The following is an 18,354-nucleotide window of genomic DNA, read 5'->3' on the forward strand; positions in this document are numbered from 1 at the left end:
TCCCTCCGTCTCTACTTCTTAGGGTAGCAGGATTGAACGGAACGGGCGACTATGTTGGCTCGGTGGATGTGTCAAACGAGCGAACGAGCACGCACACCTTTTCGCTTACGCATAATGTAATCGGTCGCGACCGGCCGATCCACTTTTACACGAATTGTCATCATCGCTTGGTTAGCAGACACGAGGAGGTGACCGTCCACATCCTCCATCGTATCAATGACTTGTGAAAAACGAACAAATCCGGGTCCGAAAAATTCAACCTCTTCACCGATTGAAAAGTGATTCCGCTGTTCGAGCGTTGCCATACCCGTCACAGGGTCGTATGAGATGACACGAGCCGCAAACGCAAATTGCGGAATCGAACGAGGTTTCCCGAACAATTGCTCTTTTTCAGTCGGGATCCCGTAATAGAACCCGGTCGCGAGTTCACGTTGGGCCGCTTTCCAAATTTCTTCTTCCCATGCAGGGTCGAAGACGAAATGCTCTGGATCTTCACAGTACGCATCAATCACTTTACGATAGACGTTACACACCGTCGCGACGTAATGAATCGATTTCATTCGTCCCTCAATCTTCAAACTATCGACTCCTGCCTCCACCAAGTCAGGAATGTGGCGGACCATCGATAAATCAACTGAACTCATCGAGAACGGCTCTTCGTCACGCGCTTCCATCTCTTCTGTCAGAAGATCACCCTCTTCAAAGAAACCATATTTCCAGCGGCATGATTGGGCACATCCCCCACGGTTGGCATCTCGTAATGTCATGTGATTTGATAACGTGCATCGACCGGAATACGAGATACACATCGCCCCATGGACGAACGTCTCAATTTCGACATCGACTTCCTGTTTCATTTTAATGATTTCATCCATCGATACCTCACGAGCCAAGACGATTCGTTCGAGTCCTTCTTCCTTCCAGAAACGAAGGGTCTCGTAGTTTGTCGCCGAAGCTTGGGTCGACAAATGGACGGGCAACCCTTCTGCTTCCGTGAGACACGTTTCAATCATCGCTGGATCCGAGACGATGACCGCGTCGATCCCGATATCTCGAAGTGTTCGGAAAAAGTCACCTGCCCCCTCAATATCGCCTTCATGCGTCACCATGTTCGCAGCGACGTATACTTTCGCACCGTTTGCATGTGCGAAGGCTACCCCTTCACGCATCTCGTCATAACTGAAATTACCGGCACGTGAACGTAACCCGAATTGCTGTCCGCCGATATAGACCGCATCGGCACCATAATGGATGGCCATCTTTAATTTCTCTAAGTTTCCTGCTGGCGCTAATAATTCTGGACGTCGTTTCATCTTGATCCCTCACTTAATCTCTTCTGGCTTGCGTAACCATAATCCCGTACCGAGACGGAACGCTTCCGGTTGTAGCTCATGAAGACGTTGTTCCATCTCCATGCGATCAAATCGACCGTTCAACAAATTCGTCCGAGCATAAGTAAACAACTGAACGATTTCAACAAACTGGTCCCCGGCGTGCCATCCGTCTAGCTTCCACGTGTGAAGTCCATTTTTGACTAACGTCGGAAGCTGACCCATGAGCGTCAAATCCTCAGAGAAAATATGGGTGCCGTTCTCGTCCTCATAGATGGGATAACGACTGGTCGTATCTGCCGGTTCGCTCATATAAAATTCGCGTTGTTTTGCTTCTTCAACCGGTCTTCCGAGTTCGTTAAAGTAATTCGTCACGAGTGGGCGTTTAGAGTGATGGATGCATGTCGGACCATATACTTGTACTTCAACAGGAAGTCCGATTTGCTGCTGGATCAAGACGAGTTCTTCGATTGTCACTTCGCGGGCGACGACCGCTCCAATCGCTTCGCGTTTCCCCCAAAATTGGATCTGTTTGGCGGATGTGACGAGCGTTTGGGCATCATACCAATACGGAATCTTTGCCTGTCGAATCAAGCGAATGGCGCCGGGGTCTCCAGCGGTGACATCATCGACTCCTATCGTTTTCAGCGTTTGCAAATAATCTTTTAACTCTTCAATGTGGTCATTGTGCATCAGGTTGTTGACGGCTACCGTCACTTCTTTCCCATACCGATGGGCAAGTTGTGTGACTTCTCTCACAGCATCGATTGTCCAGTCACCTTTTTGTCTCAACCCAAACCTTGAATTTCCGATATATAGTCGGTCCGCGCCGGCTTTGATTAACGCTTCTGCCTGATCAACGCTTTGCGCCGTAGTGACGAGCTGAATCATCATATTTGTTCTACTCCCTACTTTGTGAGTCTAATCACATTTTCTTGCTATACTTTAGCATATGTTTCAATGTGCGAACGGAGCAGGATTTTAACAACTCGTGAAGAATTCAGTAACAATGTATGACTTTTCATCAAAGGAGTGGATCATGTTGTCAAAGACAGCTTTAATCACCGGCGCCTCGATGGGCATCGGTCTAGACTTGGCCGTACTCGCCGCTCGCGACGGCTACGACTGTATTTTAGTATCTCGGAACGAACCACGATTGCATGAACTAAAAAAAGTACTTGAGACACGTTATCGCATCAACGTACATGTCTTTGCTCTAGATTTGGCAAAACATGGCGCAGCAGTCCGATTGACGACGATGATTGCCGAAGCTGGCCTCACTGTCGACTTTTTAATTAACAATGCTGGGTTTGGCACGTCCGGCGCGTTCGCCGACCTTGATGCTGAGACGGAAGCCGACGAGGTCCGATTGAACGTCAATACGTTGACCGAACTGACGAAAGCCTATTTGCCTGGCATGCTCGAACGTGACCACGGATATGTGTTGAACGTTGCATCCGTCGCTGCCTTCCAACCTGGTCCATATATGGCCGTCTATTACGCGACAAAAGCCTATGTCCTCTCATTCACTGAAGCGATTCATGCCGAGGTGAAAGGTAGTGGCGTGCATGTGAGTGTGTTATGCCCTGGCCCGACGGATACGAACTTCTTTAATCGTGCCGGGAGTGAATTGTCATTCTCGAAAATGCCATCTCATCTCGTCGCCTTCTTCGGATACAAAGGGGTGATGAATAACAAGCGTGTGGTCATCCCTGGACTCTCTAATCAGTTATTGGTCGGGGTCGCCAAATTGATGCCACGAGCTCTCAGTCTCGAAGTATTACGTCGCGTCCAAAAACCGGCTGATGGAACACCTGCTGAATCGACCACATGAAAAAGGAGCGACCGCATCGGGTCGCTCCTTTTATGGTTCAGAGTGTAAGCGAGAGACGTTCACAAGCCGGTGTAGAAATACACCTGCCGGAATCATAGTCATCAGCGCTGTAGCGATGACGACTCCCCACGCCATGACGGCATCGAGCGTCAGGTCTCCTGACGTGAGCTGGTCCATGATGCTCAGTTGTTCCACGGAAAGCACAATCATGATTGCTGGCCACACGCTCGCCGCAAGGATGCTGATCATGGCAAAACGGGCTCTCGTGTAACGTTTTGCCAATAGAATCAGGTTTAATAAGATAAACAATAGTCCTACGAGTAGAAACATGCCGACTTCTGTGAGATTGATATATGCACCCATCCGTCGTTCACCTCACTCAAAATGATATGACTATTGTATATTTACCCGAGTTGACGAAGGAATATGCGCTCGAACAAGGGACGGATTAAAAAGAGGAAAACGACGTTCGATAGCCCATGTGCCAAGTCAAACGGGACGCTGAGTAGAAGTAGCTTCCAAAAATCAGCTCCAATCACTTCGAAGAACGCTAGATTGGTCGTCCATCCATATATAAATCCGGACAAAAAACCAAACAGAAGAAAAAGGATGTTCGACTTCATCCATAACGGTCTAAAACTGCTGACGAGCGTTACGATAAGGAGCCAGCCTAAAAATTGATAGAAGACGAACGGTCCGATCCCGAGCAACAGACCTGACAAGATGGGTACGAAGAGCGCAAGGACCGCCGCAGCATTCAATCCAATACATAGTGCCGTCAGCATCAAAATGGCTGTCGTCGGTTGTACGTTCGGAATCGTCATGAAAAGCCAGCGACCGATGACTGCGAGTGCCAAGAGCTGCACGAGCGGTTGAACCGGGAGATCGGATTTCTCAAATCGATACAGCACCAGGATGGCAATCAGAATGGCGAGGACGTATGTGACCATAGCGTACTCCGTTCTTGAAAGAGTGACCGTTCTCCTTGAAAGACCACGCGACCACTCGCAAGGTAAATCACGTCCGTCGCTTGGTCGACTAACGCCAAATCATGTGTCGCACAAAGCACGCGTGCTGATTCGGACTTTTTCAAGAGCGCTTCAAGGAACGCCGTACGTTCCCCATTCGTTAAATCCACCGTCGGTTCATCGAGCAAAAGGACGCTTGCCGAGTCGTTCAGGACGGCTTGTAGTTGAGCAATCCTCCGGTTCGATTCTTTCGGAAACGGACCGTATTCCGTTTCGGCAGGAAGATAAGCAGCTCGCTCCCCCCGCTTCACCCGTCCACGAAGAGGGCGTCTGCTCCTTGCTAAAAGTTCGAGCAACGTCGATTTTCCACTTCCGTTCGTCCCGATACAGACGGTGAGGCCCGGTTCATTCATTTGGACCGTCACTTCTTCAATAGCATAAGTCGCCTGAAGCGGATGACGATAGGATACATCGGTCGCATCAATTCTTGGTATCGTCTCCGATTGTCGGAAAGTAATTTTCATATCTTCAGACGATTCTTGCGCCCGTTCCGTATAACCAATCCGAACACCAAGATCAGAAGTACGACGAAGTAGCATCTCTAGATGTTCTCTACGGAATTGATCGAGGTGGCGGAACGGTTCGATAAGTACAATTGCTTCGGGCTGATCTAATAGAGCATAAGCGACTTGTACAATCTGTTGCTCACCGCTTGAACAGGCGTCAAACGCTTTTGGATACAGGGCATCGATTTGTAAAAGTGAGGCGAGTTCCGCCCCCCGAAGCGAATCAACACGGGATAATAAATGACCAACTTTTCCTGAGAATGGTTGATTCATTCTGATGACTCGAGGACGATACCGCTCGATATATGCCTCGAGCGACCCGTCAACGGTAGAAAGCCATTGCATCACGAACACCTCCTTTTGTGACGTATGGATAGATGAGCCATGGGATGATGGTCCACTCGAGTGATACGTAGCCAATCAAGCCAATCATAAAGAGTTGGAGAACATCCTCAAATCGGAATCGACGCATCGGCTCGACCGCAAATCGTGGCTCATGCCTTTGGCTATTAATGCCAATCTCGATTGCTTCTTGCCACGCTTTTTTGGGGTGACTTCTGAGCGACTGACGTACCGCTCGTTCCATCGAAGGAATAAGTGCCCACGCCCCGTACAAGAGGGAAGTTGAACGGGGCCATTTATAGAGAAGTGGGAGCAATCGTTCCAATCGAACAATCCGAGAAATCCACAGCATGCCAAGTAAGAAAGTAGCCAACTTCAATAGCTGACGCCATATGTAAGTGAGCGATAACTCCCATCCAAACAATGCAGGGAAGACCGAGACGAGAGCAAACGCAATCAATACGATGAGCATCGTCCATGGAAACCGACGTTCAAGCATGAGCAAAAGAACAAGGCCGATGACAAATACTGTGACATCATGGATATACGTCAGAATGAATAGATGACTAAATAGAAAGAAAAGGAGCGTGACAGGATGTCGCCGCTCCCAATCTGCCTCATTCGAAGAAAGCAATCGCATCTTCTTCAAACCGCCACTGAATGACATCCGTCGATTCTACTTCTTTAGCACCGGCCCCTTCATCTCCGGGCGCGCCATTAAAAGCAAATACCCAGCCTGACGATTGTCCTTCTGATTTTTCTTCGATGCCTTCGATTGCCGTCACGTACGACATGTCTCCGCTTCCTGTCACTTCTAGATCAAGCCCTGTCGCTTTTAATGCGTCGAGCACGGTCGCATCCTCTTCAAGACAAACACTCTTCTCTTGATAGAGCGTCTCCTCCGTCGCCGCATTGTATACGGAAATGGTTGGACTTACATCGCAGGTCTCTTGTTGTGTTTCTTCTCCGCCACATCCGACAAGAAGTGCGGTCGCTAATAGGGAAATACTCAAATACGGTTTGATCATTCTGTCAAATCCTCTCGTTGATGTATCGAATAATTATATAGTATCGCAAAACGTTCGCCTGAACTTCGTCCTTCCCGTGTCAGTCCGACGAGTTGGATGCTGTTTGCGAGGACTGGTTCGCGCTGGAGCCAGAACTTGACCAGTTCATTGTCCCGATTGATCATGAGCATCGATTCGTTTTCGAACGTGTACATATCATACAGCCCATCATAGGAAAGTTGTAACACTGGGGCAGAAACGACGTCAGTATACTCCTCCCATGAAGGACCTCGTAATGTCGACAGCATGTGGTCGAATTCGACGAGCTTTTCAAAAAAGGCCTGTCCAGATTCTTTACGCAGTTCATCCACTTGTTCATACGAAAGTTGTCCTGAGCCGTATGTTACACGAATCTGTTGGAACGACTCGGCTCGCTCCACCATGAGTAAATACTCAATGGATTGAACGTTCCCTTCTCGGTCGATCTGTAGTTTCCCGCGATCTAATTTGATCGATTCACTATTGATTCGTTGTAACAATTTTTCGGTCATGTCATCAAACGATTCATCCGTGACCGAAACGGCGCCGATTTGTTGCGACTCGGAACGAAAGCCGGACTGGTCGAACAATGGGACAAAAAGCAAGACGAGAAAAAAGAAGAATCCTAACAGTGCCCCGTACCATTTATACCGGCTGTTCTGTTTCGGAAAGAACAAAAATGACAACAGAAAGCCAATCGGAATGTGAAACCCGCCGATGGGAAAAGACACGATTCCAAGTAGGGAATAAAATAAGAACTTTGGAAAGAAGTTCGCTTCCGGCTCTTTCAATTGATTTAATCGAATCCCTAATAGAACGCTAATCACTAAAAAGGCTGCCCATACATAGAGTTGAATGGTCACATCAATCCCCCACTGTATATTCTAAAAAGTCCGTCGCAACAAGACTCGATGGAAAATCCGACACAACTTCTTGAACAAATTCTTCCTCTCGTCCGACATAGCGTGCTGAGATGTGTGTCACAATCAGCTTGCCGACGGCGCACGCATTCGCTAGCGCGGTCGCTTCACGTGTCGTCGAGTGACCATACTTCCGAGCGAGCGCTTGTTCCGCCTCCATAAACGTCGCCTCGTGAACGAGGAGGTCTGCTCCATCCGCCAACTTCTGCGCGTTCTCACACGGGATTGTATCTCCTAAAATCGCTACGATTTTTCCCGGAATCGGTTCAGTGACGTATTCTTTAGAGTCATACCATTTTCCTTCAAATTCAAATTGGTCTGATTCTTTGATTGTTCGATAAATCGGTCCACTTGGAATGCCGAGTTCTTTTACAAGGTCGACGCGTAACATGCCCGGTTTTTCTGGACCATCGATTCGGAAACCGAATGAAGGGAACCGATGCTCTAATTTTCGCACAGTGACGAGATGGTCGTCTTGTATGAATGTGTCCCCGTCGGAGTACTCGATCACGGTCAGCTCATATCCTAAATGTGAGCCCGTGACACGCAACGTAACTTCTAGCCATTTTTTCAATCCTTTTGGTCCATAGACGGTCAAGGGCGAGGCCCCATCGAGTGCCGAACGAGTCGACAAGAATCCAGGCAATCCGAAGACATGGTCACCATGAAGGTGTGTCACCCATACCGCGGTCACTTTCCTCGGTTTGATTTTCGTGTAGAGCATTTGATGTTGTGTGCCCTCTCCACAATCAATCAGCCAGGTCACGTTCGATAAATCGAGTGCAAGCCCTGATACGTTGCGCTGTTTCGAAGGCATCCCCGACCCAGTTCCTAAAAACTGTAACTTCATAAATATTTAAGTCCTTTCTTCAAACCGTCCATGCTATACTTGACGTAATCGCTGAAAAGGATGTGATTTGTGATGACCAAGGCAGAACAACCCGAATCGATTTATGAGACGATTCGAGAACGAGCAGCTTTGATGAATCGCTTGCACCAACAGGAACAAGGCACCTCTATCCGCATTCACGACATAGCGATCGAACTTCATTGCACAGACGAGTTGATTTTAGAATCACTGGAGTTCGCAGCATAACGAGTACGAACACATACGAAGAGCCGACGAATGGTCGGCTCTTTTTTATTGCTTAGGTGATGCGACTTCTTCAACGATTGTCACGACATATTCGACGAGTTTATACAACTCTTCAAGTGGCATGCGTTCGTTCGTCGTATGAATCTCTTCATAGCCTACAGCCAAGTTGACTGTCGGGATTCCGCCACCTGCGATCACGTTGGCATCCGACCCTCCACCTGAATGGAGGATTCGTGTCGGGCGTCCGATTGTCTGGGCCGCACGTTTCGCAACTTCAACGACTTCGTCGCCTTCTTCAAACTTGAATCCAGGATACATGATGTCGATGTCCACTTCGGCACGACCACCGAACGACTCAGCGACCTCGATGTACGCTTGTTTCATGGTTTCTGCCTGCTTCTCCATCTTCTCATGGATGAGCGAACGGGCCTCAGCAAGAACTTCGACATAGTCACACACGATGTTTGTCGCGCGGCCCCCTTCGAAGCGTCCGATGTTGGCTGTCGTCTCTTCATCGATACGACCGAGCGGCATCTTCGCGATGGCTTTCGCTGCGATTTGAATCGCCGAGATTCCTTTTTCAGGTGCGACACCAGCATGAGCCGTCTTCCCGTAAATCTTCGCGTTCACTTTTGCTTGTGTCGGAGCGGCGACAATGATGTCTCCAACTGGTCCATCCGAATCAAGGGCAAAACCGAACTTCGCATCGATTTTCGATAAATCCAATACTTTCGCACCGACGAGACCTGATTCTTCCCCGACCGTGATCACGAACTGGATTTGACCATGTGGAATTTGTTTTTCTTTCAATACACGCACGAGTTCGATCATCGCAGTGAGGCCGGTCTTGTCGTCTGCTCCGAGAATCGTCGTACCATCCGTGACGACATATCCGTCTTTGATGCTCGTCTTGATTCCTTTACCTGGAGTAACCGTATCCATGTGAGCCGTAAAGTAAATCGGATCAACATTTTCTTTCGTTGCAGGCAACGTGATGATCAAGTTGTTACCAGAGTGTGCCGTCTTCGTTGATGCGTCGTCCTCGTAGACGTCGCAGCCAAGCTCTGTGAATACACCTTTCAAATGTTCACAGATGACCGCTTCTTCCTTCGTTTCTGAATCGATGCCGACCAATCCTAAAAATGTGTCGAGCACGCGTGTCTCGTTTACCATAAACAACATCCCTCCATCCAAACATTTCTTGACCATTATATCAAACTCCCCTGGATTGCACGAATCTTTTCCATTCTGTACAATGATGGCAAACACGTATATGGAGGCAGACCATGAAGAAAAAACAGAAAAGACGACAACGCATCATTCAAATCGGCGTCGTCGTCATCGTCTCAATCTTTTTAATCAGCACGTTTCTCTCGAGCATGACCATGTTCTTTTAAGAGCAAGATGTATCGCTCTTTCAAGATCAAGTAACTTTTTACATCTGATAAAATATTTAATAAGGATGAGCGTACCTCGAATTCCTCACGCGTCGTGGGGAGAGGTACGTTTTTTCGATAATGCTCAATCATCTCTTCTAGCTCCTGTAAAAAGACAGAGGCATCGGCCTGCTCGTTCACATGATCCCCGACTCGACGTAAGAACGTCGCGACCGGTTTCGCTTCATTGACGACCATCGTGATTTCTCTGGCGTTATCAGCGACTCGTTTGAGAATATCATACTGTCGTTCACGCATTCGGAAGTATAGATAGTCCATGTCCTCGTTTCGCTTTCCGATTGAGTTCCCCATACGGCGAAGAGCCAAATCTTTCCCCTCTTTCAGATAGTCCCGCGTCTTGATGAGCATCATCGAGTGATTGTTATAGACGCCCGTCTCGACACATGCCGCCACGTCATAAAACAGAACAGCAAGCGAACGGTCGATATTCTCTTTAATCCGTTCAATCTCACGGTCAAGCGTCGGCATATACATGTTGACGATGAGCCCGACACCGACACCGATTGCAATGAGCAATAGCTCATTGATAAATAACTCGAGTGAAAACTGTGCTTCGGTGTAGAGGTGGGTCAAGATGACGACACTTGTAATGAGCCCGTCTTGCAGTTTCAATTGTTGTACGAGCGGAATGAAAATGACAAAATAAAGTGTGAGCGTCACCGGTGAATAGCCCAGTAGCGTGAACATCGCCGCACCCATTCCGATGGCGAGAAGACTTGCCATGACTCGTTCATAGGAGGCGCGAATCGATTTTTTACGCGTCTCTTGAATACTTAAAATGGCGATAATGGCTGCAAATACAAAATAATCGAGATGAATTGTTTCGGAAATGAGCATCGCGATACCTGCTGCGACCGCGGTCTTTAACGTCCGCGTTCCAATTTTCATACTAATTTCCCCCTTCTCCATCAAATTGTTGACTAAATCAACTCGTTTGGCAATTCAAAAGTTTGGAAGTGATTTGATTGAAACGAAAGAAAAGACTTAAGGTTTGGCCGATGATTGCGACACTTAGTCTCGCCATCGCAGCCTTTTTATGGATTCAATTTTCCCGTGAAGACACCTTTACCGTCGAAACGGTGACGAATGGCGACCGTGTCACGAGGTCGTTCGAATCTCTCGCAGAAGCAAAACGATACATGACGGCCGGTAAGAACCGGACATTGTTCTCCCCCTCTGGAGAAGTACTCGATTTTACAGGTACCGGAGTCGTCGTCACTCCGAGTGATGCTATCACAAACTTATATAAAGATGCATCATTTAAAACACGACAATCCTATGTCGCTGGTGGCACGAGACTTCAACTAATTGAACGCGGAGACGATCATCTTAAAGTACGTATCTCCGGGGCGGATGTGTATGTCAAACCGGATCAAATGGCGTTATTTCCTGAAGCAGTTGTGAAGAGACGTGGATTTTACGAGATTCGAGAAGGTGACGTCTACCATACGGTGGAAGCGAACGCCAATCTCGCCGGAACGTTCCTTGTAGGTCCGACAGAAAAAAACTCGGATGACCGTTTTTACACAGAACGTGTCCAAGACGTCTTCGATTCTCCTTATCAATTTGCATCGATTCGCACGTCGTCCCCATATTCGGCTGACGAGTTTGATCAATATTTAAAATCCATCGATTCACCACTCGCTGGGGAAGGCAAGTCCTTTAAACGGGCAGAAGATACGTATAACATCAATGCCTTATTCCTGCTGGCGGTTGCCGGGCATGAGTCCCGATTTGGAACGTCCGATATCGCTCGAGACAAGCGGAACCTATTTGGGTTCCGTGCGACAGATGACGACCCGAGCGGGAATGCGACATCCTTTAAAACAATTGACGCCAGCGTACAAGCTGCTGCTGAATTGTTTGCGACTAAATATGTCACAGGGCCGTACGCTCGTGGCGATTATCCCGGGAACAAGCAGGAAGGCATCAATATCTTCTATGCATCCGATCCATACTGGGGCGAGAAAGTTGCTGGTACAATGTACACGATTGACCGTGAACTCGGTTTGAAGTACTTGAAAAAAATTCAATGAAAAGCAGCCCGGCTCATACGAGTCGGGCTGCTTGACGTCTGTATACGTTTCAGGACAAAGGAATGATTCAATATGAATCAACATCTTATTGAAGGATTTTCACATCACAAGACGAATAGTATAAATGAACGACCATTCATTTTTGAGGGGGAATTAAGATGAAAACGATTTGGATTACCGGGGGATCGTCCGGCATGGGGAAAGCGATGGCATTAAAATTTAAACAGGAAGGATGGAACGTCGCTATCAGCGGTCGAAACGAGGAACGACTACTAGAAGCGATGAACGATTTGAATTCAATCGATGCAGGTCAGGCGATGAGTGTGCAACATGACGTTCGTGACTATGAAGGATGCGCGAAAGCACTGGCTGACATCGTATCCGCTTATGGACCTGTACACGCACTCGTCAACAATGCTGCCGGAAATTTTGTGTGTCCGACTCTTGATTTATCTCCTAATGGTTGGGCAAGTGTCATCGACATCGTCTTGAACGGGACATTCAACTGCACCCATGTTCTCGGGAAACATTGGGAAGCAGATGAAATCCGTGGCGGCTCCATCATCAACATGGTCGCTTCCTATGCGTGGCAGGCAGGACCTGGTGTCGCACCGAGTGCGGCAGCGAAAGCAGGGGTCTTGAACTTGACGCGAACACTCGCGGTTGAATGGGGCTATCAATTCGGCGCGCGGGTCAATGCCATCAGTCCTGGACCGATTGAACGGACAGGCGGCGCTGAAAAGCTCGTCTCCCACGTAAAAGAAGTAGAGCGTATTCGCCGTAACGTCCCACTTGGACGTTTTGGGACACCGGAAGAGATCGCGGACCTCGCTTACTGGATGGCATCAGACGAGATGCGCTATTTAAACGGGGATTGCATCTCTCTTGACGGTGGTCATTGGTTGAACAAGCATCCATTCTAATCAAAAGGACGACCGAATATACTCGGTCGTCCTTTTATATGTCCACCCCATCCCATTCTTCATGAAACTGTTCTAGGAACTGCTGCATGAAAGCATGACGTGACATCGCTAGTTGTTTTGCTTTTGCGGTATGCATCATCGACGCCAGCTTCAACAGCTTGTCATGAAAATGTTGAATGGCACTCTCTTCCGACAAATCGAGCGGAGTTTTGCGAGAACCCGCGAACTGGAACGTTCGCGCAATCCCGATGGCCCCCATCGCATCAAGACGGTCGGCGTCTTGCAAGATTTCGCTTTCCCGGGTCGTCGGGGTCTTGCCTTTTGAGAAGGAGACCTCATCAATCACCGCCATCACCAAGTCCACTTGCTCTTCAGTGATGTCAATTGAGGACAGATGCTGTTTGACGAGACCGTTCGGACGACCGAGCTTATGATCTTCCACGTCGTGTAAATATGCCGAGAGGAGGAGAACCGTCCGATTGACCGGTTCATCCTCCATTAAACGTTCCACTAGTCGGACGACACGCGTAATGTGGGCGACGTCATGACCCGACGCGTCATCTGCATGAATCGTTCCGATGAACTCTCGCGTCGCTTGAATCACGTCCATGCTTAAATCTCGATCGTCGTATTCGGTTCAATCAAGAGACCTCGACGGTGCAATTGGTCACAAAACGCCTGAGCATCTTGTTTAATCGGCGGGAACGTATCAAAGTGGATCGGAACGACACGTTTCGCTTGAAGCCACTGCGCCGCATCTAAAGCGTCTGTTGGCCCCATCGTGAAGTTGTCTCCGATTGGAAGGAACGCGACATCGATTTCAAACCGTTCACCGTACATCTTCATATCGGAGAATAGACTCGTGTCTCCAGCGTGGTAGAGCGTCAGTTCGTTCGTCTCGATGATGAATCCGGCAGGCATCCCCATATAGACCGGTGTATCCCCCATGTCAAAGCTCGAACTATGGAACGCTTGCGTCATCGTGACGCGTCCGAACGGAAAAGCATGACCTCCCCCGATGTTCATCCCGTGAACAGAGAAGCCTTTTTTCTCGTAATACGTTGCGAGTTCATGTGTCGCCACAATCGTCGCACCCGACGATTTCGCAATCAATTCGACATCCTCGATATGATCGAAATGAGCATGTGTGAGCAACAAATAGTCCGGACGTAGTGTAGAAGGGTCTATTTCCGTATGAGGGTTACTCGTCAAAAATGGATCGATCAACACGTTTACGCCATCAATCTCAAATCCTACAGTCGCATGTCCATAATAGGTGATTTTCACGTGTATTCATCCTTCCTTCGTAAGTTCAGATTACAACACTTTCTCCAAGAAACGTTTCGCCCGGTCTGTTTGCGGATTCAACAACAGGTCAGCCGGTTTTCCTTCTTCCATGAGAATCCCTTCATCCAGGAAGAGGACGCGGTCTGCCACTTCACGGGCGAAGCCCATTTCGTGTGTGACGACGACCATCGTCATCCCAGTCTCAGCCAACCCTTTCATAACGTCGAGTACTTCATTGACCATCTCAGGGTCAAGTGCCGATGTCGGTTCATCAAACAACATGACGTTCGGTTCCATCGCCAAGGCACGCGCGATGGCGACACGCTGTTTTTGTCCACCCGAGAGTTGGCTCGGATAGGCATCGATTTTTTCAGAAAGGCCGACACGTTCGAGTAATTTCTTCGCACGTTCCAGCGCTTCCGCCTTGCTAACTTTTAAGACGTTGATTGGTGCATACGTCAAATTGTCCAATACGCTCATATGAGGGAACAAGTTGAACTGTTGGAATACCATCCCGATGTTTTGACGCGCCTTCGCGACGTTCGCCCCTTTTTTCGTGAGCTCGAATCCGTCGACACTGACCGTCCCGCTCGTTGGAATCTCAAGCATGTTCAAGCAGCGTAGAAATGTCGATTTACCAGACCCGGACGGTCCGATGACAGCAACCACTTCACCACGCTCGATCGTCGTCGTGATTCCTTTTAACACTTCTAAGTCACCAAATTGTTTGTGTAGGTCTTTTACTTCGATCATCTTCCATCACTCTTTCTTAACCGTTTTTCTAGACGTTGTCCAAGATACGTCAAGATCATCACTATCGTAAAGTATATCACACCGGCGAATAGAAGCGGTTCGAAGTAGATTGCCTTCTGCCCACCGACGATTTGCGCACGACGCATGATATCGAGCACCCCGACCGTCGAGACGAGGGCAGACTCTTTCGTTAATGTGATCATCTCGTTCACAAGAGCAGGCAAGATGTTCTTGAACGCCTGTGGCAAGATGATGGAACGTAACTGTTTGACATACGGGACACCAAGAGCATCCGAAGCCTCCCACTGTCCTTTATCTACTGCTTGGATACCCGCTCGAATAATCTCTGAAATATACGCCCCCGAGTTGAGCGAGAAGGCGATGACCGCTGACTGGTACGGTGTCGTGATATATCCCGTCAGTTGCGGCAATCCGAAGTGGATGATGGCGAGTTGCAAAATGAGTGGTGTCCCACGGAACACCGCCGTATAAGCATGTCCGATAAAGTTAATCAGACGATTCGGGACAATTTTTAATGTAGCGACAACAATCCCAAGTGAGATCCCAATCAATGCCGAGACGATCACCACTTGGAACATGACTGGAATCCCCTCAAGTATATAAGGGATCGAATCATAAATCCGGCTAAAATCCATAGTGAGTTCCTCCTAAAAAAGGGCTGACCGATTCATCTTCAGTCAGCCTCGTACGATTCATTATTCGGCTGGCGCAGCCTCTTCTTCAAACCATTTCTGTGCTAACTCTTCGATTTCTCCACTGTCGATCATCTTCTTCAACTCTTCGTTGAATTGATCGCGGAGTTCATCATCTTTACGGAAGGCAGCAGCAGAACCTGCTTCTTCTTCGTCCACAATTTCAAATGTCGTCAATTCACTATCTTGCTCGAGGTATTTTTTCGCTACCGTATCTTCGATGACCATCGCGTCAATACGTCCTGTCTTGATTTCTTGAATGATCTCAGGAATCTTATTCAACGAGACGATCTCAGCATCTGTGATTTGATCTTGTGCAATCCCTTCTTGAATCGAACCGAGCTGGACTCCGATCTTTTTCCCCTTCAAGTCTTCAAGTGATTGAAGCGAATCATCTTTTGACAAGATCAAGTTCACCGCTGTGAAATAAATATCTGAGAAATCGGCATTTTCTTTACGCTCTTCTGTCGGAGTCATCCCCGCCATGACGAAGTCGACTCGACCTGCATTGAGGGCTCCAAGTAAGCTTCCGAAATCCATATCTTCAATTTTCAATTCATATCCCATGTTCTCTGCCACTTTTTTGGCGATATCGATATCAAATCCGACAATCTCGTCGCCATTCGCTGTATCGACGAACTCATATGGGAAGTAATCGGCACTTGTACCCATGACGATGACTTTGTCATCCTCACCATCGGTCGATGTCGATCCTCCTTCGTTCACGTCTGCCCCACACGCGACTGAGAACGCGGCCAGTCCTGCTAAACATAATGCTAGAAAACCTTTTTTCATCTTCATCTCCCTTTCATAGTTGAATGATAATTATCAGAACTTTAACAAAATTATGACATATGTGTGAACGTAGCTCAACTGTTCTATGACACATCAGTTGTCCGACTTGTGTCTTCAACCACTATATACACATAATTATTACTTGTAAAGTATATTCATGCAAATTATACAAAAAAAGAAGGTCACATTCGCTCGAAAGCGAAATATGTGACCGTTCCATTGTCGCGTGACCCATACGGTTGCACCTGTTTGACCGAAGTCATCGGAATGGCACTATACACATGTGGATAACGTTCTCCATCCTCATCCAACTCATAATGTAGCAGTTGACCAAGTCGGTTGACGTGTAACGATACGAGAACGACCGCTTCACCCGAATACGACTTTTTGACGACCTTTCCAATCTGTTGCGGCGTACAACATTTAATCGTCCCTTCAGATTGAAGTGACGGTTCATTGATCTCACCGCGTGACAGGGCAATCATATATTCTGCCTCCGTCATGATTTTGATGACTGGTTCCATATACCCTGCCCCTTTTCACAAAAGCGCAAAGGCAGTGCCTTTGCGCCGATGCTTGATTATGCGAAGTAGATGTCGAACAATGTTTGCAATTGGTCGACGAGCTCTTCAGCAGTCGATGACTCGATTTCACTACGCTCTACCATCGTCACGATGTTGCCATCCTCAAGAAGTGCGATTGACGGTGAAGACGGTGCATATCCTTCAAAATACTCACGTGCACGATCTGTCGCTTCACGGTCTTGACCAGCAAACACGGTCACGAAATGGTCAGGCTTCACACCTTCCATCTTGTTGACGTATGCGGCAGCTGGACGAGCAATCCCGCCTGCACACCCACAAACCGAGTTGACGAGGACGAGTGTCTTCCCTTCTTTTTTCAGTGCTCCGTCTACTTCTTCCGGTGTCGTGAGCTCTGTGTATCCTGCAGCACGTACTTCGTTACGCGCTTGTTCGACTACATCTTGAAAATATAATTGAAAATCCATGTTGTTTCCCCTTTCGACATTTCGTCTGTACTCCCTTATTTTACGTCTTGTTCTACCTCGAGGACAAGTCTATCGCTCAATTCACGTTCTAAGAACGGGTCTGCCCCTAACATCTGTTTGAAAGCAAGGTAACGTGCCTTCGTCTCTGCGCTCGCCTGACGGTTCGTCAAGTAGGCACGAATCATGATATTTTTCGGCGTATGCTCGAGGTCGATGAATTCGAGCAGCTGGACATCATACCCGACAAGTCCAAGCAGTTCAGCCCGAATGGAATCGGTCGCGAGTGAGGCGAACCGTTCTTTGATCAAGCCATGTTGGAGCATCACGTCTAAATTCGACGCTTGAATTTGACGATTCAATTCCTTTTGACAACACGGAACGCTCAAGATGACTTTCGCGCCCCAGCGGACGGCACGTGCCAACGCCATGTCTGTCGCCACATCACATGCATGAAGGGTCACGACCATATCAACAGCTGTTTCCCCTTCATATTCATTAATGTCTCCGACTAAAAATTCGAGCCGTTCATATCCTAAGTCTTTCGCAATCGATGCACACTCTTCAATGACCTCTTTCTTCAAATCGAGCCCTGTGATATGGACGTCATATCCTTTCATCTCATGAAGGAAATGATAGAGCGCGAACGTCAAATACGACTTCCCTGACCCGAAATCCAAGATTCGAACGGTACGGTCTGCCGGCAAGTATTTCAGTGAATCCTCAATGAACTCGAGGAAACGATTGATCTGTTTGAACTTGTCATACTTTTGACGCTTCACTTTTCCGTCCGTTGACTGAATGCCGAGTCGAATGAGAAACGGAACTGGCTCGTCGAGTGGAAGCACGTACTGTTTTTCCCGATTGTGGCTCAGTTGAACTTCTTTTTGAGCCGTCTGCTTTTCTTTCAATGTCACTTTGAACTTTTTCGATAATTGGAACTGGAGGTCGGAATCTTTTAACTGAAACTGTCCTTGTCGGAACGTTTCGAGAAGCTCATTCACTTCCGTGACAGCCTCATCTGGTGTCAAGTTTTTATGGTTCATCACCCGCTCATACTGATACTCGAACTGGATATGATACGCATTTCGTAGCATGACCGGTTTCAATTTGACCCGTCTGAGATCGCTAGATTTTTGACGGGGTTGACTGATGGTCGCCGACACGAGATGATTTGATTGTAAGACGTCTGCGAGACGCTCTTGTAACGCTTTATATTCCAATGGATTCAATCCTTTTTTAGAAATTTTGAAACATATCGTTTCACCTGTCCGTACATAC

General features: G+C 47.9%; 23 protein-coding genes. 4 read left to right on the forward strand and 19 right to left on the reverse strand.

Features of this window, described 5'->3' with window-relative positions:
* Window positions 1–71: 71 nt before the first annotated feature.
* Window positions 72–1,313, reverse strand: a complete 1,242-nt coding sequence (locus GVY42_RS04335) for a U32 family peptidase (RefSeq protein WP_159562438.1) — start codon at window positions 1,311–1,313, stop codon at window positions 72–74.
* Window positions 1,314–1,322: 9 nt separating this feature from the next.
* Window positions 1,323–2,219, reverse strand: a complete 897-nt coding sequence (locus tag GVY42_RS04340) for a peptidase U32 family protein (protein ID WP_236548984.1) — start codon at window positions 2,217–2,219, stop codon at window positions 1,323–1,325.
* Between the two features lie 151 nt (window positions 2,220–2,370).
* Here GVY42_RS04340 and GVY42_RS04345 point away from each other — a divergent pair, with 151 nt between their 5' ends.
* Window positions 2,371–3,165, forward strand: coding sequence for an SDR family oxidoreductase (locus GVY42_RS04345; protein WP_159562440.1), 795 nt, complete (start codon window positions 2,371–2,373; stop codon window positions 3,163–3,165).
* A gap of 30 nt (window positions 3,166–3,195) precedes the next feature.
* On the opposite strand, the gene GVY42_RS04350 is transcribed toward GVY42_RS04345, so the two are convergent.
* The 7 genes from GVY42_RS04350 to rnz are packed head-to-tail and all read right to left on the reverse strand — an operon-like array spanning window position 3,196 to window position 7,857.
* Window positions 3,196–3,528: a hypothetical protein gene (locus GVY42_RS04350; RefSeq protein WP_159562441.1), complete on the reverse strand. Its 333-nt coding sequence runs from the start codon at window positions 3,526–3,528 to the stop codon at window positions 3,196–3,198.
* A 41-nt stretch (window positions 3,529–3,569) separates the two neighbouring features.
* The gene (locus tag GVY42_RS04355) at window positions 3,570–4,115 is read right to left on the reverse strand and encodes a hypothetical protein (protein WP_159562442.1); all 546 of its coding nucleotides are present in this window, start codon (window positions 4,113–4,115) and stop codon (window positions 3,570–3,572) included.
* Window positions 4,088–5,044, reverse strand: a complete 957-nt coding sequence (locus GVY42_RS04360) for an ATP-binding cassette domain-containing protein (protein WP_159562443.1) — start codon at window positions 5,042–5,044, stop codon at window positions 4,088–4,090. Before GVY42_RS04360 ends, GVY42_RS04355 begins: the two co-directional genes overlap by 28 nt.
* Window positions 5,022–5,708, reverse strand: a complete 687-nt coding sequence (locus GVY42_RS04365; protein ID WP_230872819.1) for a hypothetical protein — start codon at window positions 5,706–5,708, stop codon at window positions 5,022–5,024. The genes GVY42_RS04360 and GVY42_RS04365 overlap by 23 nt, the downstream gene beginning before the upstream one ends.
* Window positions 5,659–6,069, reverse strand: a complete 411-nt coding sequence (locus GVY42_RS04370) for a DUF4430 domain-containing protein (protein ID WP_159562444.1) — start codon at window positions 6,067–6,069, stop codon at window positions 5,659–5,661. Before GVY42_RS04370 ends, GVY42_RS04365 begins: the two co-directional genes overlap by 50 nt.
* A complete protein-coding gene (locus GVY42_RS04375; RefSeq protein WP_159562445.1) occupies window positions 6,066–6,950 on the reverse strand; it encodes a hypothetical protein in 885 nt (294 codons plus the stop codon). The genes GVY42_RS04370 and GVY42_RS04375 overlap by 4 nt, the downstream gene beginning before the upstream one ends.
* 1 nt (window position 6,951) lies before the next feature.
* Entirely contained in the window at window positions 6,952–7,857 is a 906-nt protein-coding gene (rnz, locus tag GVY42_RS04380; protein WP_159562446.1) for a ribonuclease Z, read from the reverse strand.
* Window positions 7,858–7,929: 72 nt separating this feature from the next.
* Between rnz and GVY42_RS16460 the strand changes: the two genes are divergently transcribed.
* On the forward strand, window positions 7,930–8,103 hold the full coding sequence (locus GVY42_RS16460) for a hypothetical protein (protein WP_012726540.1): 174 nt from the start codon (window positions 7,930–7,932) through the stop codon (window positions 8,101–8,103).
* A gap of 45 nt (window positions 8,104–8,148) precedes the next feature.
* Here GVY42_RS16460 and GVY42_RS04385 read toward each other — a convergent pair whose 3' ends face one another.
* Together GVY42_RS04385 and GVY42_RS04390 are read right to left on the reverse strand one after the other, a co-directional pair.
* The gene (locus tag GVY42_RS04385) at window positions 8,149–9,276 is read right to left on the reverse strand and encodes a M20/M25/M40 family metallo-hydrolase (RefSeq protein ID WP_012726541.1); all 1,128 of its coding nucleotides are present in this window, start codon (window positions 9,274–9,276) and stop codon (window positions 8,149–8,151) included.
* Window positions 9,277–9,458: 182 nt separating this feature from the next.
* Complete coding sequence (locus GVY42_RS04390; protein ID WP_159562447.1) at window positions 9,459–10,448, reverse strand: aromatic acid exporter family protein; 990 nt, start codon at window positions 10,446–10,448, stop codon at window positions 9,459–9,461.
* A 77-nt stretch (window positions 10,449–10,525) separates the two neighbouring features.
* Between GVY42_RS04390 and GVY42_RS04395 the strand changes: the two genes are divergently transcribed.
* Together GVY42_RS04395 and fadH are read left to right on the forward strand one after the other, a co-directional pair.
* Entirely contained in the window at window positions 10,526–11,596 is a 1,071-nt protein-coding gene (locus GVY42_RS04395; protein ID WP_236548926.1) for an N-acetylglucosaminidase, read from the forward strand.
* Window positions 11,597–11,754: 158 nt separating this feature from the next.
* Complete coding sequence (gene fadH, locus GVY42_RS04400) at window positions 11,755–12,519, forward strand: 2,4-dienoyl-CoA reductase (RefSeq protein ID WP_031423370.1); 765 nt, start codon at window positions 11,755–11,757, stop codon at window positions 12,517–12,519.
* Window positions 12,520–12,553: 34 nt separating this feature from the next.
* Here the strand turns inward: fadH and GVY42_RS04405 are convergent, their stop codons facing one another.
* The 8 genes from GVY42_RS04405 to GVY42_RS04440 form a co-directional block, all read right to left on the reverse strand.
* The gene (locus tag GVY42_RS04405) at window positions 12,554–13,129 is read right to left on the reverse strand and encodes an HD domain-containing protein (protein ID WP_159562448.1); all 576 of its coding nucleotides are present in this window, start codon (window positions 13,127–13,129) and stop codon (window positions 12,554–12,556) included.
* 2 nt (window positions 13,130–13,131) lie between these two features.
* Window positions 13,132–13,806 (reverse strand): metal-dependent hydrolase, encoded by a 675-nt coding sequence (locus GVY42_RS04410; RefSeq protein WP_074036740.1) that lies wholly within the window; start codon window positions 13,804–13,806, stop codon window positions 13,132–13,134.
* Between the two features lie 30 nt (window positions 13,807–13,836).
* Window positions 13,837–14,559, reverse strand: coding sequence for an amino acid ABC transporter ATP-binding protein (locus GVY42_RS04415; protein WP_031423364.1), 723 nt, complete (start codon window positions 14,557–14,559; stop codon window positions 13,837–13,839).
* Window positions 14,556–15,215 (reverse strand): amino acid ABC transporter permease, encoded by a 660-nt coding sequence (locus GVY42_RS04420; protein ID WP_012726548.1) that lies wholly within the window; start codon window positions 15,213–15,215, stop codon window positions 14,556–14,558. The genes GVY42_RS04415 and GVY42_RS04420 overlap by 4 nt, the downstream gene beginning before the upstream one ends.
* 60 nt (window positions 15,216–15,275) lie before the next feature.
* Window positions 15,276–16,067 carry a transporter substrate-binding domain-containing protein gene (locus GVY42_RS04425; RefSeq protein ID WP_012726549.1) on the reverse strand — a complete coding sequence of 264 codons (792 nt, stop codon included), beginning with the start codon at window positions 16,065–16,067 and terminating at the stop codon, window positions 15,276–15,278.
* A 182-nt stretch (window positions 16,068–16,249) separates the two neighbouring features.
* Window positions 16,250–16,591: a DUF952 domain-containing protein gene (locus GVY42_RS04430; protein WP_074036735.1), complete on the reverse strand. Its 342-nt coding sequence runs from the start codon at window positions 16,589–16,591 to the stop codon at window positions 16,250–16,252.
* Between the two features lie 56 nt (window positions 16,592–16,647).
* Window positions 16,648–17,076 carry a BrxA/BrxB family bacilliredoxin gene (locus GVY42_RS04435; protein ID WP_012726551.1) on the reverse strand — a complete coding sequence of 143 codons (429 nt, stop codon included), beginning with the start codon at window positions 17,074–17,076 and terminating at the stop codon, window positions 16,648–16,650.
* A gap of 35 nt (window positions 17,077–17,111) precedes the next feature.
* Window positions 17,112–18,296, reverse strand: coding sequence for an SAM-dependent methyltransferase (locus GVY42_RS04440; RefSeq protein WP_159562449.1), 1,185 nt, complete (start codon window positions 18,294–18,296; stop codon window positions 17,112–17,114).
* Window positions 18,297–18,354: the final 58 nt, after the last annotated feature.

Origin of the sequence: Exiguobacterium sp. 8A (assembly GCF_902506275.1) — a bacterium.
GTDB lineage: Bacteria > Bacillota > Bacilli > Exiguobacteriales > Exiguobacteriaceae > Exiguobacterium > Exiguobacterium profundum.

What these genes read in the sequence shown, in the direction of transcription:
- GVY42_RS04430 (WP_074036735.1), bottom strand. Translation starts at nt 16,591, where the DNA reads ATGGAACCAGTCATCAAAATCATGACGGAGGCAGAATATATGATTGCC.
- GVY42_RS04390 (WP_159562447.1), bottom strand. Translation starts at nt 10,448, where the DNA reads ATGAAAATTGGAACGCGGACGTTAAAGACCGCGGTCGCAGCAGGTATC.
- GVY42_RS04365 (WP_230872819.1), bottom strand. Translation starts at nt 5,708, where the DNA reads ATGTCATTCAGTGGCGGTTTGAAGAAGATGCGATTGCTTTCTTCGAAT.
- fadH (WP_031423370.1), top strand. Translation starts at nt 11,755, where the DNA reads ATGAAAACGATTTGGATTACCGGGGGATCGTCCGGCATGGGGAAAGCG.
- GVY42_RS04435 (WP_012726551.1), bottom strand. Translation starts at nt 17,076, where the DNA reads ATGGATTTTCAATTATATTTTCAAGATGTAGTCGAACAAGCGCGTAAC.
- GVY42_RS04350 (WP_159562441.1), bottom strand. Translation starts at nt 3,528, where the DNA reads ATGGGTGCATATATCAATCTCACAGAAGTCGGCATGTTTCTACTCGTA.
- GVY42_RS04345 (WP_159562440.1), top strand. Translation starts at nt 2,371, where the DNA reads ATGTTGTCAAAGACAGCTTTAATCACCGGCGCCTCGATGGGCATCGGT.
- GVY42_RS04355 (WP_159562442.1), bottom strand. Translation starts at nt 4,115, where the DNA reads ATGGTCACATACGTCCTCGCCATTCTGATTGCCATCCTGGTGCTGTAT.
- GVY42_RS04360 (WP_159562443.1), bottom strand. Translation starts at nt 5,044, where the DNA reads ATGCAATGGCTTTCTACCGTTGACGGGTCGCTCGAGGCATATATCGAG.
- GVY42_RS16460 (WP_012726540.1), top strand. Translation starts at nt 7,930, where the DNA reads ATGACCAAGGCAGAACAACCCGAATCGATTTATGAGACGATTCGAGAA.
- rnz (WP_159562446.1), bottom strand. Translation starts at nt 7,857, where the DNA reads ATGAAGTTACAGTTTTTAGGAACTGGGTCGGGGATGCCTTCGAAACAG.
- GVY42_RS04420 (WP_012726548.1), bottom strand. Translation starts at nt 15,215, where the DNA reads ATGGATTTTAGCCGGATTTATGATTCGATCCCTTATATACTTGAGGGG.
- GVY42_RS04370 (WP_159562444.1), bottom strand. Translation starts at nt 6,069, where the DNA reads ATGATCAAACCGTATTTGAGTATTTCCCTATTAGCGACCGCACTTCTT.
- GVY42_RS04405 (WP_159562448.1), bottom strand. Translation starts at nt 13,129, where the DNA reads ATGGACGTGATTCAAGCGACGCGAGAGTTCATCGGAACGATTCATGCA.
- GVY42_RS04415 (WP_031423364.1), bottom strand. Translation starts at nt 14,559, where the DNA reads ATGATCGAAGTAAAAGACCTACACAAACAATTTGGTGACTTAGAAGTG.
- GVY42_RS04425 (WP_012726549.1), bottom strand. Translation starts at nt 16,067, where the DNA reads ATGAAAAAAGGTTTTCTAGCATTATGTTTAGCAGGACTGGCCGCGTTC.
- GVY42_RS04385 (WP_012726541.1), bottom strand. Translation starts at nt 9,276, where the DNA reads ATGGTAAACGAGACACGCGTGCTCGACACATTTTTAGGATTGGTCGGC.
- GVY42_RS04335 (WP_159562438.1), bottom strand. Translation starts at nt 1,313, where the DNA reads ATGAAACGACGTCCAGAATTATTAGCGCCAGCAGGAAACTTAGAGAAA.